Source organism: Streptomyces sp. NPDC004788 (genome assembly GCF_053601115.1).
The window spans coordinates 209,718-229,006 of the sequence record NZ_JBSGBF010000001.1; the positions used below are offsets into that span (position 1 = coordinate 209,718).

The following is a 19,289-nucleotide window of genomic DNA, read 5'->3' on the forward strand; positions in this document are numbered from 1 at the left end:
CTGTACGAGCGTGGCTGTCCCGCCGTCCGGCTAGGACCTGCCCCCCAGCGCGCTCTCGTGCAGATCGCTGCGCCGGATGAGGGTGAAGACGAGCACGGCGCCGATCGCCGCGACCAGAGCGCAGAGGCGGACCACCTCGGTCAGGCTGTCCACGTACGCGACGCGGGCCGCGGTGGTCGCCGCGTCGACCATGGACGGCGGTACCAGCTTGCCCAGGTCGCTCAGCGCGCCGGTGGCCACCTCGTGGGCGACGGAGTCGGCCTGATCACCCAGCTGACGGCCGGCGGCGGACTGGGTGAACGCCGACTCGACACAACTCTGGAACAGGGCGCCGAAGCCTGACACGCCGAGCGCCACACCGGCCTGCTGGAAGGTCTGACCCACCCCGGAGGCCATGCCGGCCCGAGCCGGACCCACGACGCCGACGGTGACCGCCGCGCGCGGCGGATTGAACATGCCCATGCCCATCCCCATCACAAGCAGGCTCGGCAGCAGGGCGGTCCAGTCGCTGGTGGGCTTCACCAGGGTGACCAGTCCCAGACCGACGGCGATCAGCGCGATGGCCGTGCCGAGCAGCAGCCCCGGCGCGACGGCGCTGCCCAATCGCCCGGTCAGGAGGGCCACCACGAACAGGGTGAGGGTCAGCGGCATGAACCGGAGCCCCGTTTCCCACGCCGTATAGCCCAGGACGTTCTGCATGTAGGAGATGAGGAGGAAGACCGCGGCCAGGCTCGCCGCATTGTTGAGGAAGGTCCCCCAGGCGACGCCGTTGAACGAGCGGATCCGGAACAACGAAAGATCCAGCATGGCCGCTTGGCCCTTGTTGTGCTGGATGACAGCGAAGAGCGCCAGCAGGGCCACGCCGAACCCGAAGCCGAACAGGACCGGTGGGCAGTCCCAGCCCAACGAGTTCCCGGCCATGAATCCGAACAGCAGCAGAGCCAGGCCCAGCCCGAAGGTGATCATCCCGGCCCGGTCGACTCCATGGGCATCGGGGTCCCGGGACTCGCGCAGCCGGCGCACGGTGGGAAGGAAGGCGAGGACGCCGATCGGCACGTTGACGAGAAAGATCCACTGCCAGCCCAGCGACGTGGTCAGCGAGCCGCCGATCAGCGGGCCGAAGGCGAAGGCCAGGCCGCCGACAGCACCCCACACCCCGAAAGCGGTGCCCCGTGCCCGCGCGCCGCGGAACTCCTGCCCGATCAGCGCGAGGCCGACCGAGAAGAGCATCGCGGCACCGACACCCTGGATGCCGCGGGCAACGCTGAGCATCAACGGGTTCACGGACAGACCGGCAGTCAGCGAGGAGAGGGTGAAGACCACCAGCCCGAGCGTGAAGACGCGCTTGCGCCCGATCCGGTCCGCCAGCGATCCGCTGGAAAGGAGGAACGCCGCCATCGTCAGCGTGTAGGCGGCGATCACCCATTGCTGTTCGGCGAAGCTCGCGTGCAGGGAATCCCGCAGGCTGGGCAGTCCGACGTTCACGACTGTCACGTCGAGCAGCAGCATGAAAGTGGTGACACACACCACAGCCAAGGTCCATCCGCGGACATGTGAGGGGTCGTCATGCTCCTCACGCACTACATCCCGTTGGCGGATCGCATCAGCTGACATCTGGTTGTCTCCTCGTCGGGGCAGCCGTCCACGGGAGTGTTCTCGTTGAACCCGGCTTCAAGTCAACGTTCCGTACGAAAGGGCAGGAGCCCGACTGGCGGGGGAATGCAGTCGGGCTCCTGGTCAGGAGGCGATCACGTACGGCGCTGCGACGTGATCGTGCCGTTCGCCGGCGTCGGGGAGCAGCCGCACCCACCGTCGGAGCAACCCTCGGCGGGGCCGGCCGGCTCGGGCAGCACGACGGTCTCCGCCTTCGGGGTCTCGCAGCTGGGCCCGCACCCGCACCCGTCATCCGAGCCGGAGGAGCTCGTCACACTGAGCACATTCACCAGGGGGAGCGGGGCCGCCGAGCTGGGCGTGCCACAGCTGGGGCCACACCCGCAGGCGTCGGCGTCGCCGGACGCGGATCCGGCTGCGGAATCGGCCGTACGGGCCGCCTGGCCCGACTGGGCCGCCGGCGTCGGCTGGACCGACGTGGAGATGGAACCCGCCGCCTTCAAGGCCGAGTGGAGCCGCAGGAGTCGCAGTCCGTTCGCGATGATCACCAGGGCCCAGGCCTCGTTGATCAGCACGCCCTGGGTGAGGGTGAACCTGCCACCGACCGCGAAGACCAAGAGGAACAGAATGACGGCCAGAGACAGGGCGATGTTCTGCGCGATGACCCGGTTCGCCCGTCGGGCCAGCGCGACCGCGTAGGGGAGCTTGTTGAGGTCATCGGCCATCAGCGCCACGTCGGCCATTTCGAGGGCCACATCGGTGCCGGCAGCGCCCATGACGATCGCGACGTCGGCGGTGGCCAGTGCCGGGGCGTCGTTGACGCCGTCACCGACCATCGCGGTGACCCCGGACGCCTTGATCGAGGCGACGGCCGTGCTCTTCTCCTCCGGCATGAGCTGAGCGCGGACGCTCTCGATGCCCACCCGCTTGGCGATCGCGGTGGCGACCCGCTCCCGGTCACCGGTGAGCATCGTCGTGTGCGTGACACCGACCCGGCGGAGCGACTTCAACGCGGTGGTCGCCTCCGGGCGAAGCTCGTCCGCGAGACCCAGCAGGCCGATGAGGCGGCCGTCCACGCTGACGGCGACGGGCGTCCCACCGGCGTTCTCGACAGCGTCGAGAGCGGCCTGCGCGGCCAGGTCGCCGCGCAGGTCGCCGACCCTGCCGACCACAACCATCGCCCCGTCGATAACCGACTGGGCCCCCACACCGGGGATGATCTCGACATCGTCGGCCGGGGTGACGACGATCCCTCGCTCCCGCGCCGCACGCACGATCGCCTCGGCGATCGGATGGGTGGCGCCGGCCTCCACGGCAGCCGTCAGCGTCAGCAGCTCGCTCTCTCCGTAGCCGCCCAGCGGGTGGACCTGGAGGAGCGTGGGCCGTCCCAGCGTCAGGGTGCCGGTCTTGTCGAAGGCCACGGAGCGCAGCTTCGCCAGCTGCTCCAGATAAGCACCGCCCTTGATCAGGACTCCGTCGCGGGCCGCCCGCGCCACGGCCGAGACCACACTGACCGGGACGGACAGCACCAGGGAGCACGAGCAGGACACGATCAGCACGACCAGCGCACGGTAGAGAGCGTCGGTGTAGGAGATGTCGAACACCTGCGGGCCGAACGCCGCCATGAGGACCGCCAGGGCGATCATGATCGGCGTGTAGATCGTGCCGAACTTGTCGGCGAACCGCTGCGCCTGGCCCCGGTTCTGCTGAGCCTCCTCCACCTCCTTGATGACCCGGGCCAGGACCGTGTCCTCGAAGGGCTTGGTGACCTGGATCCGCAGCGCCGCGTGCCCGTTCAGGGTCCCGCCGTACACCTCCGCGCCGGGTTCGACCTCCACCGGCATGGACTCACCCGTGATCGCGGACGCGTCGATCCAGGAGGAACCCTGGACGACGGTGCCGTCGGTCGGCAGCCGGGAGCTGGGGCGGACCAGCACGATGTCGTCGACCTGGAGCTGGGCGACTTCGACCTGCTCGACGGTGCCGTCGACGGCGAACCGTTCCGCCATGGCGGGGCTGAGGTCCATCAGCTTCTGGATGGACTTGCGCGCCCGGTCGGCGACGTAGCTTTCCAGCACGACGCCGAGGGAGAAGATCACCACCACACACGCGGCCTCGGCCACCTTGCCCAGCGCCAGCGCCCCCGCTACGGCCACGACGAGCAGGACGTTGATGGACACCCGCTTGGCCTTGAGCATCATCAGGGCCGTGCGCGCGGGATAGACGATGCCAACCGCCACACACAGGTACGCGAGGATCGTCGAAAGCGACTGCGTCTGGTCGTAGCATCCGAGGATCTCGAGGACCACCAGGAGCGCGGCGGCGATCTCCAACGTGATCATCTCGGGGCGCAGCCACCAGCGGGTCCGCTTCGTCGTCTGCTCGGCCGCCTGGTCGGCGCCGGAGCCGGCGCCGGCGTGAGCGGGCTCGAGGAGCAGGCCTGACGCGTTCGCCGTCCTCAGCAACACGTTGTCGTCCAGCGTGGCCGGCGCCTCGACCACGAGAGTGCCCGTCGCAGACAGGACGCGCACGTCGCGTACGCCGGGAACACGGCGCAGAGCGGTCAGGTCACTGGCGCACTCGACACAGCCGGATATCACGCGGTATCGGCGGGACTCGACATCGGCTTCGGGCGGGACAGTTATGTTGCCGCCGGTCGAGGCGGCGAACTCGTTCATCCTTGGTCACCTGCCAGTCAATGGGGAAGGTTGCGCTAATGGGAGGAGCGTAAAGTTTGGAGTCGACTCCAAAGTCAAGCCCTTTGGCGCTTCTTTCTTCACGCACCGGGGTCGGCATGCGCTCCGCCCGCCGGGCCGGCACAGAACAGGGTTGACTTAAAGCCGGGTTCAACGGAAAGACTCGCGCCCTGGCAGCAGCCCCTGGTACCAGCCGTATGCGGCAGCGCCGATCACATGCGTCGTCTCACACCTCACCGGTGACGTTCATTCAGCAGGTTCGGCCCGTCGGCCCGGCCTCGAAGGGGGAATGGAAAATGGGCGATTCTTCGGAGTCTTCGATCGAGCGTGCCGTCGAGACGATGGCCCTGGGCATCGAGTCGAGCGGTCCGGTGGAAGACCGGCGGGCGTACATCAGCGTCGGTCTCATCGATCTGCTTTCGGCGGTCACCGGACTGCCGACGGATGATGTGCCCGAGGAGACACCCCTGCAGGTCGAGTCGCTCCAGGCGACCCTCATCAGCACCGTCCTCGACGCCGCCTTCGACGTACAGGTACCCCTGGCCACCCTGACCGCCGGCGTCAGTGTTCCGGAGATCACCGAGCTCCTCGTTCAGGCCGCCACGCCGACCACGGACAGTCGTCCCACACTGGAGGCGCTGGCCGACCCCGCGGGCAGCTGCGAGCCGTTCGATCTCACCGATGTTCAGCAGGCATACCTGCACGGCCGTGATTCCGGCCACGAACTCGGCAACGTGGATGCCTCCTTCTACGTAGAACTGGACACCACTGACCTGGACGTCGATCGGTTCGAGCGCGTGCTCCGCGCCGCGATCGTGAGCCACGACATGCTCCGCGTGGTCATCCTCGACGACGGACGCCAGCAGGTGTTGCCCGAGGTGCCGGCCTTCACCATCGTCCGAGAAGACCTCTCCTCGTTGTCCGCGGGAGACCAGCAAGAACGTCTTGAAGAACTGCGGACCGTGTCGACCGCGCGGCGGCGCGACGTCCACACGTGGCCCCTGTTCGACGTGCATGCCACGCGACTCGATGCCCAGCGCACCTTGCTGCGCTTTGGCATGGACCTGCTCATCTGTGACGGAGCCTCGTTCGCGGTGCTCGTCGAGGAGCTCGCCGGCCGTTACGAGGACCCGGAGCGCCCCTGGCCGGTCACCGGTCTCACCTTCCGGGACTACCAACGCGCCGTCACCGGGCCGGAACAGGCGGACAAGCAGCAGAACGCGCGTGCCTACTGGGCCGACCGACTGGACAGCCTGCCGGCGGCACCCCTCCTGCCGCTGGCCGGTCCGCTGGCCGCTCTGGACTCGCCGCGCTTCCACCGCCGGCACCACGCCCTGCCCGCCTCGCAGTGGCAAAGCTTCAGGGACCGCGCTGCTGCGCGCGGGCTGACTCCATCGGCCGCCCTGGCCGGCGCCTACTCCGACGTGCTGGCCCGTTGGTCGCAGTCTCCCGACTTCACCCTCAACCTGACCGTGAACAACCGCAAGCCCGTACACGAGCAGGTCAGACAGGTCATCGGAGACTTCACGACGCTCACGCTCCTGGAGGTCCGTTCCGACGCCGACAGGTCCTTCGCCGAACGTGTCGCCGCCCTGCAGACACAGCTGTGGCAGGACCTGGACCACAGCGACCACAGCGGAATCCGCGTCATGCGCGAACTCGCGCGGCGCACGGGTCCGGCGACCGCGATCGCGCCCGTGGTCTTCTCGACGTTCGTCGGCTCCGGATTCAGCGACGACTTCGATCCCGAGTGGCTTCGCGGTATCAACTACACGCTGGCGCAGGCACCCCAGCTGACCCTGGAATGTCTCACGCTTGAGTACCGTGGCGAGTTGAACATCACCTGGGACTCCGTCGACGACGCGTTCGCCCCCGGACTCCTCGACGACATGTTCACGGCCTACCAAGACCTCGTACAGCGGCTGGCCACCAGCGACACCGCCTGGGACGAGCGGACGACCGTACACCTGCCCGACCGCCAACTGGCGGAGCGCCGACGCGTCAACCAGACGGCGACGGCCGCTCCGGATGCGCTGCTGCACCGCCTGGGCACGGCCCTTGAACGCCGTGGCAGCGAGCCGGCGGTGATCACCGCGGATCGGACCCTCAGCTACGGTTCCCTCGACCGGATGGCCTGCCGCATCGGCCGCGGCCTGCGCCGCGCCGGAGCCCGTCCGAATCAACTGGTCGCCATCGTGATGGAGAAGGGCTGGGAACAGGCCGTCGCCGCCCTGGCCATCCTCTACTCGGGCGCCGCCTACCTCCCCATCGACGCGACACTCCCGCCCGACCGGATCCACCGGCTTCTCGCCCTCGGCGAGGTCGACATCGCGCTGACCCAGACGCCGGTGCGCGACCGTCTGGAATGGCCCCCCGGCCTCACTGTCTTCGACGTCTCGGACCCCAGCCGCTGGTCGCACGAGATGGACGGCCCGCTGGACGATGCGCAGAGCGCCACGGACCTCGCCTACGTCATCTTCACCTCGGGATCCACCGGGGAACCCAAGGGCGTGATGATCGACCACCGCGGAGCGGCCAACACCTGCTGGGACATCAACTCCCGATTCGGTGCCGGACCCGACGACCGGGTCCTCGGCCTGTCATCGCTCAGCTTCGACCTGTCCGTCTGGGACCTCTTCGGAGTCTTCGCGGCCGGAGGGGCACTGGTCCTGCCCGAACAGGACGCCGGCCGGGACCCGCAGCGCTGGGCGGAACTGGTCACACAGCACCAGGTGACCATGTGGAACACGGTCCCCGCCCTCATGCAGATGTACACCACGTACGCCGAGGCCCAGCCCGCGTACGACGCGCTGGGGCCCCTGCGTCTGGTCCTCATGTCCGGTGACTGGATCGAGGTGACTCTGGCGGACCGGATCCGAGCGCAGAAGGCGGACCCCATCGAGATCATCAGCCTCGGCGGCGCGACGGAGGCCTCCATCTGGTCCATCTGGCACCCCATCGGAACACCGGCCCCTGGCTGGAAGTCCGTCCCGTACGGCAAGCCACTGGCCAATCAGTCCTTCCACGTCCTGGACGACCACATGCGGCCGTGCCCGGACTGGGTGACGGGCCGGCTCTTCATCGGCGGTGTCGGGCTCGCCCAGGGCTACTGGCGAGACGCCGAACGCACCAGCGAGCGCTTCGTCCTGAACCCGCACACGGGCGAGCGTCTTTACGACACCGGCGACCGCGGCCGTTACCACCCCGACGGGACCATCGAGTTCCTCGGTCGCGACGACGGCCAGGTCAAGGTGAACGGGTACCGCATCGAGCTCGGAGAGATAGAGCACACCCTCACCGGGCACACCGAGGTACAGCAGGCGGTGGCCATCGCGGACGCCAATCGGCTGCTGGCATTCGTGACCCCAGGTGGTGAAGCCTCTCCGGAACCCGACGAGGCGGAACGTGCGCAGGTCGCCGACTGGCAGCAGGTCTTCGACTCCCTCCGGAGCGGGACTTCGGCGCAGACCGCCGGATGGGCCGACAGCTTCACCGGCCGGATGATCTCCGACCAGGACATGGCCGAGTGGGCCGACATCACGGCACGCCGTGTCCTCGCCCACCGCCCGCGCCGGGTTCTGGAGATCGGATGCGGAGCCGGTCTGATCGCCACCCGTCTGCTGGGCGAGTGCGTGGAATACGTCGGGACCGACCTGTCCGCACGCACGCTCCAGGACCTGGCCCTGCGCCTCGAACAGGACGGCACCGCCCACAAGGCGACCCTGTTGCACCGCGAGGCAACGGATCTCGCCGGCGTACCGCGCAAGCACTTCGACTGCGTCGTCATCAACTCGGTCGCCCAGTACTTCCCGTCCGCCGAATACCTGCTGAACACCGTGCGCACGGCACTCTCCACGCTCCGTCCCGGAGGCGTGGTGTACGTGGGCGACGTCCGGGACCTGCGTCATCTGCGCCCCTTCCACGTGGCGGTCGAACGCGCACAGGCCGGACCTCAGGACGCGGTCCGTGACCTGCTGTGGCGGGTGGAACAGCGAGAGCTGACCGAGAGCGAACTGGTCGTGGACCCCGACCTGTTCTGGTCACGACTCGGCACCCCGGCCACGGTCCTGCCACGGCCTGGCAATGCGCACACCGAAATGGCCGACTACCGCTACGACGTCATCGTGTACAACGAGGCGAGCGCCGCTCCGGAGCTTCCTCTGGCGCTGCAATGGACCGACAGTACGCGTACGCTTTCCCGACTCGAACAGACCCTCGGTCGCCGGCACCCGACGGTATGCCTCACCGGCGTACCCAATGAGCGCCTCCAGCGCGACGGCGCTTGGGCCGCACGCCTTGGTGACCCGGTGTCGGCCACCCTGCCGCTCGCGGAGTTCGGTGAGACCGTGTGGCCGCGGACCGAGAGCGACCGATGTCCCACCCCCGCGTCCCTCCTTGAACTGGCCGACCGGCGTGGATACATCTGCGAGATCTTCTACCGCCCGCAGGCGGCGCCCGGCACCTTCGACGCAGTCTTCACCCTGAGCCCGCATGACGCCGAAGCGGCGATCCGCGCCTACGCGTTCGACCTGGGTGAGCCCGCCGGCGCCCGGATGGTGTCCAACGCACCGTTGCGGGCACGGCAGATCTCTGCCCTTCCGGCCTTGCTCATCCAGCACAGCCGGGGCGTGCTTCCCTCCTACATGGTGCCCAGCGACGTATTCGTCCTGTCCGCACTCCCACTCACCGCGAACGGCAAGGTCGACATGGCCCGCCTCCGCGAGACCGCAGGCCGATTCCGCGCACGCCCCCAAACGCCGAAGGACGCGCAGCCCGCGGACGGCGTCGAGCAGGCACTGGCCACCGCCTGGCAGCAGGTCCTGGGCCTGACGGGAGTGTCCGTGCACGACGACTTCTTCCGGATCGGGGGCGACTCGCTGCTCGCCGTGCATCTGGTCAGGACAGCAGGCAGAGCGGGCATCGAAGTCACCGTCGCCGAGGTGTTCGCCCACCCCACGATCGCGGACCTGGCCGCCCTCGTACGAGGGCGGCAGTCGGAGCACGGCACCAGCCTCGCACCGGCCGAGCCGGCCCTCATCACACCCGCCCCCGAAGACCGCTTCACCCCCTTCCGCCTCACCGACCTCCAGCAGGCCTACCTTCTGGGACGCAACGGCTTCTTCGAACTGGGCAACGTCGCAGCGTCCTTCTACGTGGAGCTGAGCGCACTCGACCTCGATCCCGAACGTCTGTCGGCAGCCGTCGAGGCGATGGTGCAACGCCACGACATGCTGCGTGCCGCCATCGGGGCCGACGGCCAGTGGCATGTACAGCAGCAGGCCGCGCCCTACCAGGTCGCGGTGACCGACCTGTGCTCCCTCGACCAGGCCGAGGCGGAAGCCGAACTCGCCCGCGTCCGACGCGAGTGCAGCACCAAGATCTTCGACCCGGGGCAGCCCCAGCTGTTCGACATCCGGGTCAGCAGGCTCAACGGAGCCAGCCGGCTCCACATCAGCCTCGACCTGCTGATCGCGGACGGCGGGACGGTCGCCGTGTTCCTCACCGAACTCGCCGCCCGCTACGCCGATCCCGACCGGCTCTGGCCGGAACTCGAGCTGACGTTCCGCGACTACCAGCTGGCCATGGACGAGGCGGAGCACAGCCCCCGCTACCAGCGCGCCCGCGACTACTGGACGGCACGAGCCGCCGACCTGCCGCCGGCCCCGCGCCTCCCCCTGGCCGCCGACCCCGCAGACGTCGACGAGCCCCACTTCGTACGACACACCCACCGGCTGCCCGCCGCCTCCTGGCAGGCCCTGCGGCAACGGGCGGCCCAGCACGGCATTACCCCCTCCGCGGCCCTCGCCACCGCCTACACCGACACGCTGAACGCCTGGTCCGACGGGGACCCGTTCACCCTGAACGTCACGGTGAACAATCGCCTTCCGCTTCACCCCCAGATAGCCGACGTCATCGGTGACTTCACCGCAACCAGCCTCCTGACTGTGTCCACCGACCCGGTGGTGCCCTTCGCCGAACGCGCCAGGGCGCTGCAGACCCAGCTGGCCAGGGACCTCGATCACAACGAGTTCACGGGCATCAGGGTCCTCCGAGAGCTCGCGCGACTGCACGGCCCCGAGAGGGCGGCGATCCCGGTGGTCTTCACCAGCGCCCTCGACACCGCGGGCGCTGACTTCGGACGAGCGGTCGGTGGCCTGGGAACCATGGTCGAGAGCATCGTCCACACCCCTCAGGTCCACATCGACCACCAGGTGTTCGAATACGACGGAGAGCTCGTCCTCAACTGGGACTCGATCGACGAACTCTTCGCCGCGGACGACATCGACCAGATGTTCCGGCTCTACGTGCACCACGTGGCACGCCTGGCCGAAGAGGACTCCGCCTGGCAGGAGACCGCCCTGCGCCGTGCCGAGCCCCGCGCATCCGCAGCGACCACCCGCCGCCCCCTGGCGGCGCCGGCTGACGCCCCCGCCGTCTCCTCGACCACAGCCAGGACCGACGCCGCGCAATCCACACTCAGCCGGATCTGGACCGAGGTGCTGGGCATCGAAACCGTGCCCCTCACGACAGAGTTCACCCGCCTGGGAGGCGACTCCCTCCTCGCCATGCAGGTGATCGCCAAAGCCGCCGCTGCCGGACTCGAGATCTCCCCACGGGACTTCTTCGCCAACCAGACCGTGGCCGCACTCGCCTCCCTCGCCCGCCCGGCCACCCCCGACACCCGTGCGCCCCACGAGGGCGAAACGGTCCTGCTGCCCCGGCAGCACGTACTGCTCGAGCAGTGGAAGCACCCGCAGGAGCACAATTACGTCCTGCTCTTCGACATGGCCGAACCGCTGGACCGCACCGCCCTCAGAGTGGCGCTGCGCACCCTGCTGCGACACCACGAAGCACTGCGTCTGTCGTTCGCCGCGGGGGAGTGCGGCCACACCGGGCACATCACCCCGATGGACCAGCTTGAGACGCCGCTGACCTGGGTGGACCTCACCGGAGTCGCCCCCGAGGTGGTCCCACAAAGCATCAAGGACGTCAGCCGGCGCCTGCAGTCGTCCATCGACATCTCAGCCGCTCCGCTCCTGCGCGTCGCCGCACTGCAGCAGCAGGGACGCCAGCAGCTGCTCATCGTGATCAACCAGCTGATCTGCGACAACTACTCCTGCCGGATCCTGTGCGAGGATCTCGTCTCCGCCTACCGCCAAGTGCAAGCGACCGGCGAGGCCCTGCTCGCTCCCGCGGACTCACTCGCAGCCTGGGCCGAGTTCGTACGCTCCCAAGCCGACAGTCCCCAGGTCCGGGGCGAACTCACCCACTGGCTGAGCCTGGAACCCGCCCCCGCTCCTCCAGCGGTGGACGGCCTCCTGCCGGCCGAGCCCGCTCTCATCGCCCTCGACGCACAGGCCAGCGCCGCCCTCGTCGCCACCGAGACCGTCCCTGACACCCTGCTCGCCGCTATCACTCGTGCCATCGCCCGGCGCAGCGGCGGGAAAACGGTCCGCGTCGACGTCGACTCACACGGCCGCGACGTGCCATCCGACGCCCTGAACCCGGCGCGTATCGTCGGTCGGCTCGCCACCCGCTGGCCCTTCGACGTCCCGGCCATGCCCGCGGTGCCGCTGAGTGAGGCCGCGGCCACAGTGAGCCGGACCCGTCTGCAGGCTCCGGCCGCGGGCAACCACTACGAGCTGCTTGCCGTATACGGGGGTGACCTCACGCTCCAGGTCACCCCGGCCCCCGTGCTCTTCAACTACCTCGGTCACTCAGACGCATTGTGGGACCGACTGGGACTCTCGCTCAGTCCCGATCACCCCGGCGTACTGCCCAACCCCGACCCGCAAAGCCGCTGTCTGGAGTTCATCGCCGGCTTCTTCTCCGGCCGGCTCGTCCTCGGCTGCCTGTCCGGGGCGTCCGACCTTCTCCACGACATCGGCAACGACCTCACCACCGGGCTCCTGGGCCACCCGGCGCCCCTGACCGTCCCGGACGACCTCGACGTACTGCGGCACTGGCTCGCCCACTGACACAGGAGACCACCCCATGACAGAGCAGTCGATCGTCGCGCGCCTGGCCGCCCAGCCTCACGACCGTCCGTTGACCTTCCTGGACGACGAGCTGCGCCCCGTCTCGATCTCGATGGGAGAGCTGCGCGCCCGCGCCGAGGTCATCGCCGGCGCACTCCACCACACGTACGGCGTCGGACCGGGACATCGCGTCTGCGTGCTCGGCCGCACCTCCCTGGACTTGATCACCACGCTGTTCGGGATATGGCGGGCCGGCGCCGCGGTCACCATCCTGCCCACGCCTCGAACGGCAGATGCCATCGACCTGCACCACCTGGCCCAGCGCAGGGTGACGGCAGCGCACGGCTCGGTGGTGGTGACCGACCCACGCACGGCCGCCGCGCTGCACGACAAGATCTCCGTACCCGTCGTCGACTTCCCGTCCTTGGCTGTGAGCGTCCCCGGAAAGCCGCTGCCGCTGCCCAGCGACCGTGACACGGCCCTGCTTCAGTTCACCTCCGGCACGACCGCCGTGCCGCGCGCCGTCGCCGTCACCCAGGGCCAGATCGTCGCCAACTCCGCCGAGTGCTTCGCCGCGGGAGGGATCAGACCGGGTGACGCGTTCGTGTCCTGGCTCCCGCTTTTCCACGACATGGGCATCATCTTCCTCACCGGCGCGATCGTGCACGGCTACCACGCCTGCATCATGGCCACGCAGACGTTCAGCGCCCGCCCGGGAGCCTGGCTCGAAGCGCTGACCACCTACCGGGCGGCGGTCACCGTCGCACCCAACTTCGCCTATGGACTGGCCCACCGCTACCTCAGCTTCCGCCGCAACCGCTACGACCTGTCCTCCCTCCGGTTCGCCGTGAACGGCGCCGAACCCATCGACGCCGAGGCCCTGCAGCGCTTCACCACCTCCGCCGTCGACTACGGGATGCCCTCCACTGCCATGTCCCCGTCCTACGGGCTTGCCGAGGCCACCCTCGGGGTCACCCTGGGGCGCCACGACGAGACGTTCCGCAGCGTCACCGTCGACCGGAACGCACTCGAAGAGGGGAGGGCCGACGCAGTTCCCGACGGCGACCCTGGCCGGACCTTCGTCGACTGCGGCACCGCGATCGACCAGACCGACGTCACCATCACCGACGACAACGGTGTGCCTTTGCCCGACGGCCGCATCGGCTCGATCCGGGTCCACGGACCGGGTGTGGTCGACCAGTACTGGACACCCGACGGCAGCCCTCATCCCATCCCGCTGCTGGACGGATCCCAGAGGCTCGTCACTGGAGACCTCGGCTTCAAGTCGGACGGACGCCTCTACGTCTGCGGACGCCAGAAGGACATGATCATCGTGGCCGGCCGCAACCTCTACCCCGAAGACTTCGAATTCACCACCGAGCGCATCAAGGGCATCAGGCTGGGCAACGTCATGGCCTTCTCGCTCCCGGCCAGCGAGAGCATGGTCGTCGTGGCCGAGACCAGCCTCGTCGGAGAACCCGCCGTGAAACTCGCCCACACAGTACGCGAGACCCTTTCCCAGGAGCTCTCCTATGCCCCGCACGACGTGGTGCTGGTGTCCCCGAAGACGCTGCCGAAGACAACCTCCGGGAAGCGGCAGCGCGGCCAGTGCCGTACCCAGTACGAGACCAACCAGCTCACCGTCCGCGCCAGCACGCTCGCGACGGAGTAGCCCGACATGCAGCCCGTGTTCCCCGCCTCCGCCGCATCCCAGGGCCGAGATCCCGCACGCACGGTCGACGACAGGTGGTTCCTCGCCGTCGATGCCTCCGCTTCCCTGCCTACGCTGGTCGTCTTCCCTCATGCGGGGGCCGGCGCGGCGGCCTACTGGCGGCTGGCGCAGTCACTGCGTGACGTCGCCCGCCCCCTCATCGTGCGCCTGCCCGGCCGCGAGAGCAGAGCCCATGAGACCCGGTTCACGGACATCCGTCCCCTGGTGCGGGCGCTCGCCCCAGTGCTGCGCCCGCACCTGGGCGGCGAATACGTGTTCTACGGCCACAGCATGGGGGCCCTGATCGCCTTCGAGACGGCGAGGCTGTTCTCCCTGGCCTACAACATGCCTCCCAGTCGCCTCGTCGTCTCCGGGATGGAAGCCCCCCAGGACAGCCCCACCGGGCACGCCCGCCACCAGCTCAGCGACACCGAACTGTGGCAAGTCGTCGGCGAGATGGGAGGCATCCCGCCCGAGATCATGGACGACGGCTCGATGCGGGATCTGCTGCTGCCCTCCCTCAGGGCGGACTTCGCGGTGACCGACACCTACACCTTCCGTGCCATGCCACTGCTCACCTGCCCCATCAGTGCCTATGCGGGCGAGACGGACCCGGAACTGGCTCCGGCTGCCATGAACGGGTGGGGGGCGAACACCACGGGCGCGTTCACGCGCATGGCGATGCCCGGAGCCCACTTCTTCAACCTGGACAGCGAGTCCGGCTTCGTTCAGGCGTTCAGGGCCTGCTTGACCGGATAGCCCGCAACGCTCGATCGAGCCATGAACGGAGATACGGGCGTCCCCGTAACGACCGGCCAATAGGCACTGCCCAGCCCTGGCGTCTGGGATGCGGACTGCATGAGTTGTCCCTGGCCAGGTCCGTCGACCAGTTCTTCTGCGATCCATTCGTAGAGTACGAGCGCCTCTGACGGGCAGGCCCGCCTGTGGACACGCTGGGGGTGGCCCCCGGTCCCGGGAGGTCCAGCAATAGGGCCCGCGTAGGCGGGGCAGCCACATCACGACGTCGGTGCTGACGTCGCACACCGGCGGGCAGCCCTCGTCGCCGTCCGCCAGCACCGCACGGGCACCAACCTGCACCCGCTGACGAACTCGACCTACAGCAGCGAACTCCTCACCACCCGCCTCGGCGATCTCAGCATCCGCGTCCTGCCGGTTTGGACCGACGCCAACGGCCAGTATCGGCTCCACCCCACGCAGTACACCCCCCACACCCGCCGCGTCCGGCCGGACGACCGAAAGACGATCCGCCGGCTCATGCGCCGCACCACCCCATTCCCCAGAAATGGATCTCCACAGGCTGATTCGGCGGTCTCACCATCGATCCCGCCACCCACATCCCGGGCGGCTGGGCAAAGACACCCGCGCTCCGTGACATCGCGCTCCTGCCCCACAGCCGACCAACAGGCGGATGTACCAGCGGAGATAGGACCGTCAAACTAGAACTGACCACCGGACTCTCCAGGAAGTGACCGGTCCCGACACGGGCGAGCGTTCGGCCCCATGGGTGCGGCAGAACGGCCCACTCAACCTCAACCTGAGCGGGGTCATTTATGTCGAGTACAAGCGGAGCAGGAGCGTGCGTTCGTGCAGAAGAGGTGGAGCTGACACCGGTCCGTCGTCGACCGGCGAAATCGGGCAGCACACACGCGTTGATCTGCGATGGACGCAGCCTCCCCACGGCTGCCCACAACCGTCAATGAAGGCACCCAGACCCGCCTTGGTCGACGGCGTCCCACCGGCCACTGGACGCCCAGCTATCCGTCGCGAACTGCGCACACAGCGGGTCCTCCCGGCCATCTCTCGCAGGCCGCCCGAACATAGAGGGGCTTGGGCGAGCTCTGTTCCACCAGTTCAAACACACCTCTCCGTCCGATGGGAACGCCCACCGAGCATTCAAAATTCAATTAACGCGCCGTCACCAAATTTTGATCTTGGGGTCCACATTGCGAACTGTCGCGCTTGGGTGAGCTTCACAACAGCCCGTCCCGCATAGATCACGCTTTCCTCCTTGTACGATTAGGCGTGGACAGTGCGCGTCGGCCGACCGTCGCGCACCTCAAGCACAAGCTCCTGGCTACTAGCGCCTCGCGGGCTGGCAGTGAACACCTCAGTGGCATTTCGATGGAGCGACGATGCGTTGGCGTAGAGACCCTTCACGGCGCGCCCTCGTGAAAGAATGTCAGATTCTCCTCGCCGACCTCCCGGTCCCCACCCCTTTCAGCGTCGAGGCGCTGGTGCGGAACATGGAGCGCGCGTTGGGGCGCCAGATTCGGCTAGCGCCACTGGATGACAGCGACGGGGGCCTGGGCACGGCATGCGGTCTCCGAGTCAAAGCGCCGGAGTCCACGATCATTCTCTATCGCCGCCGTTCAAGTCGCAATCAGACCGAGCACATCATTCTCCATGAGCTCGCGCACGAGTGGCTGAACCACGGGACCTCCCTGACGGATGCAGAGATCGAGCGATACGTCCCTGAGCGCATTCGTCAGGAAGTTCTTCGACGTTTCCCGTCGGCCTTGATTCAAGGGCGCGTAGATTTTGGCAGCCCCGAGGAAAAGCAGGCCGAGCTTTCGGCTTCATTGATCAAGCGACTGGCGCGCCGTCAATCGTTCACGGGGGATGACATGGTCAGCCTCCTGGAGCATTCACTTGCTCACCCAGTCGCTGCTCCACCGCGGCGCCGACTCTAGTCGCGATCGACTGGCGACCACTGAGGCACAGTTCCCGGCCTTACGGCTTCCGCCATATCGCGCAGTCCACCTATTGGCAATTGAGGCTGCGGCCGACTGACCTTCCGGGCCGGCGGAACGTGCAGCCAGCGCAGATACCCACTGGTTCCGTGTTCGACTACATTAAATACCTTACTGCGGCTGTGATGACCCTCATCGCCGTGTGGCGATTCCCTGCAGTTCGGTACGCCGATGCTCACCGCCGCGCGCTCTGGGGCGGTTATGCGGGATTCGCCGTAGCTCTCTGGCTCTACACGCCAGCAGTAATGGATGCGGTGGATCGAATTCCAATAGTGGACCTGAGTGCCCTACTCAGGCACTTTGCCAGTACCGCGGCGATCATCGCGGCCCTTACCTACGTCGCTACCAGCTACGGGCAGAGCTCGGAGACGGTAGTACCCCGGCACATAGCGGTCTCCCGCTGGATCGCACGCGCGTCCTATGGGGCGGGAGCGATGGGCGTTATTTTGCTCACCGTCCTGTTTTTCACCGTGGTCGACCGCGACAAGCCGAGCCAGAACTTCCTCATTGATCATGCTGGGCAATGGGGGGTCGCGGTCTATATGACCGTGTTCTACTTCTTCCCGCTCATCACGACCGCAGTCTGCGGCTACCAGTGGACGAGGGCGGCGCGACGGGTCGAGGACACGAGCATGCGTGTCGGGCTGGGCTTGATGGGGATTTCAATGTGGATGGGGCTGACCCACACATTGGCGCGTATCGCTATCCTTTGGGCTGCGGTCGCGTTCCCTCTAAGTCCCTCCACGGTCTGGCTCCTGGTCGATGCCACAGCGATATGGATGAACCTGCTCTTCCTGATCGTTGCCGTAGGTGCGAGCATTCCCACCACCCGCGCGGCGGCGGCCCGGTGGAGAACTTGGCGCACTCTGCATAGGATTTACCTGCTTTGGTTTGACCTGGTAGATGCGTTTCCTGGGACGAGCCTGTATCCACCAGGGCGACGCCTCGCGGAACTCAGGCACGTACGTGTCCCCATTGATGTTCGCCTGGACCGATGGACTCAGGACATTGCTGACGCTTGCGAGAGGCTGCGCTATTACGCTCCACGAGACTTGATATTCGCCGCCGAGGACGTTACCGAATTGCACCCCGACCCTGAGCCGGCCGCGGAAGCGTACTGGATTAAGGCCGCGCTCCAGGCTGCTGACACCTCCAGAGCCAACTCGTACGCCACTGCACCCCTGAGAGAGAAACCGTTCGTTGACACAGATAGTGAAGCGGCGTGGCTTGCGCGAGTCAGCACGGCCTACTCACACATCACCACGGATCAAGCTCGGGAGCTTCTCCTGTACTCCATAGAGGTGGAATCCGAACCGGGTCGATAGCCTGCTATTAGCTTCACAGTCTGATTTCTCGACTCAAACCCGATTTCCCGACGAGTGAAACCAGGTCGCATGGCGATCTTGAATAGCGGGCTGATGAGTGAGATTTAGCACCGTCCGCCGCATGAACTGGGCTGGTATCGTGTTCACGCGGACTGATAGGTCTTGCTCCGCCTCGTAAGGCACCCCGGCCCGCGACGCACCTCTACTCCCGTCGCCACATGTAGCCGGGCAGTGACGCTATCCGGTCTGGATGGGCGTCCGAAATCTCAGCAATCTGGAGTTCTCGCATGTCCAACCGCCGCGTCGGCCTCATCCTCGATTTCGGAGGCGTTCTCACCACTCCGCTGCTGCCCGCAGTGCTCGCGTTCGAGCAGCGCGAAGGCCTCCCGCAGGGTGCCTGCCTGACGGCTCTGTACAAGGACGAGGAGGGCGTCCGGATCACCAGCGACCTCGAGCGCGGAGCGGTCTCCCAGACGGAGTGGAACGAGTTCGCCGGCAAGATGCTGGGCGTGCCGGCTGACAACTTGATGGGCCGCATCTTCGGCGCACTTCGCCCCGAGCCGTTGATGATTAATGCGGCTGCCGCAGCGAGGCGGGCCGGGATCAAGGTGGGCATCCTGTCCAACAGCGTGGGGCTCGCCCCTTGGGACCTGTACGAAGGCTACGAGCTTGAGCGGCTGTACGACGTCGTGGTGATCTCCGAGCAGCACCTGCTGCGCAAGCCTGATCCCGAGCTCTTCGAGATCACGCTCAAACTCATGGATCTGCCGGCCGAGGAGTGCGTGTTCGTCGACGACACCGAAGCGTACGTCCAGGCAGCAGAACAGCTCGGCCTCGCGGGGGTGCACAACCAGGACCCCAAGCAGACGGTGGCCACCCTCTCCGAGCTGCTCGGTGTGGACCTCGCGGCGTCTTAGCCCTGTGCCGGCCGCACGGCGGTCAGACCGGTCTCGATACCGGCGTGAGCCGTCGACCCTGCTGCTCGCCGACACCTCGGTGCAGCAAAGTAGCCCGAGACGTCGACGGTCGTCCGCTGCGGCAGGCAGTCACGGCGCAGTGGACGCGGAGGGTGAGCGAGCCTCCGCAGTCGGCCTTGGAGCGCCGAGAACAGGAACAGTGAAGGGACTGGCGGGGGGGGGGGGGGCCGAGGGGGTCGCGCCCCCCCCCTCGCCCGTTTGCTCGCCACAACCCCGAGG

8 protein-coding genes are annotated in these 19,289 nt (G+C 67.6%); 6 read left to right on the forward strand and 2 right to left on the reverse strand.

The genetic code is table 11. From position 1 onward, the window contains the following. Positions 1–30: 30 nt before the first annotated feature. Entirely contained in the window at positions 31–1,614 is a 1,584-nt protein-coding gene (locus tag ACWEJX_RS01075) for an MFS transporter (RefSeq protein ID WP_451605439.1), read from the reverse strand. Positions 1,615–1,748: 134 nt separating this feature from the next. Continuing rightward, the gene (locus tag ACWEJX_RS01080; RefSeq protein WP_451605440.1) at positions 1,749–4,289 is read right to left on the reverse strand and encodes a heavy metal translocating P-type ATPase; all 2,541 of its coding nucleotides are present in this window, start codon (positions 4,287–4,289) and stop codon (positions 1,749–1,751) included. A gap of 314 nt (positions 4,290–4,603) precedes the next feature. On the opposite strand from ACWEJX_RS01080, the gene ACWEJX_RS01085 reads away from it, so the two are divergent. From ACWEJX_RS01085 to ACWEJX_RS01110, 6 genes are all read left to right on the forward strand, one after another. After that, the gene (locus ACWEJX_RS01085; RefSeq protein ID WP_451605441.1) at positions 4,604–12,286 is read left to right on the forward strand and encodes an amino acid adenylation domain-containing protein; all 7,683 of its coding nucleotides are present in this window, start codon (positions 4,604–4,606) and stop codon (positions 12,284–12,286) included. A 16-nt stretch (positions 12,287–12,302) separates the two neighbouring features. Beyond that, positions 12,303–13,958: an AMP-binding protein gene (locus ACWEJX_RS01090; protein WP_451605442.1), complete on the forward strand. Its 1,656-nt coding sequence runs from the start codon at positions 12,303–12,305 to the stop codon at positions 13,956–13,958. A 6-nt stretch (positions 13,959–13,964) separates the two neighbouring features. Then, positions 13,965–14,756: a thioesterase II family protein gene (locus tag ACWEJX_RS01095; protein WP_451605443.1), complete on the forward strand. Its 792-nt coding sequence runs from the start codon at positions 13,965–13,967 to the stop codon at positions 14,754–14,756. Between the two features lie 1,505 nt (positions 14,757–16,261). Further along, positions 16,262–16,708: a hypothetical protein gene (locus tag ACWEJX_RS01100; protein ID WP_451605444.1), complete on the forward strand. Its 447-nt coding sequence runs from the start codon at positions 16,262–16,264 to the stop codon at positions 16,706–16,708. Positions 16,709–16,857: 149 nt separating this feature from the next. Next, entirely contained in the window at positions 16,858–18,093 is a 1,236-nt protein-coding gene (locus tag ACWEJX_RS01105) for an MAB_1171c family putative transporter (protein ID WP_451605445.1), read from the forward strand. Between the two features lie 287 nt (positions 18,094–18,380). Next, positions 18,381–19,010, forward strand: a complete 630-nt coding sequence (locus ACWEJX_RS01110; protein ID WP_451605446.1) for an HAD-IA family hydrolase — start codon at positions 18,381–18,383, stop codon at positions 19,008–19,010. The last annotated feature ends 279 nt before the right edge of the window (positions 19,011–19,289 follow it).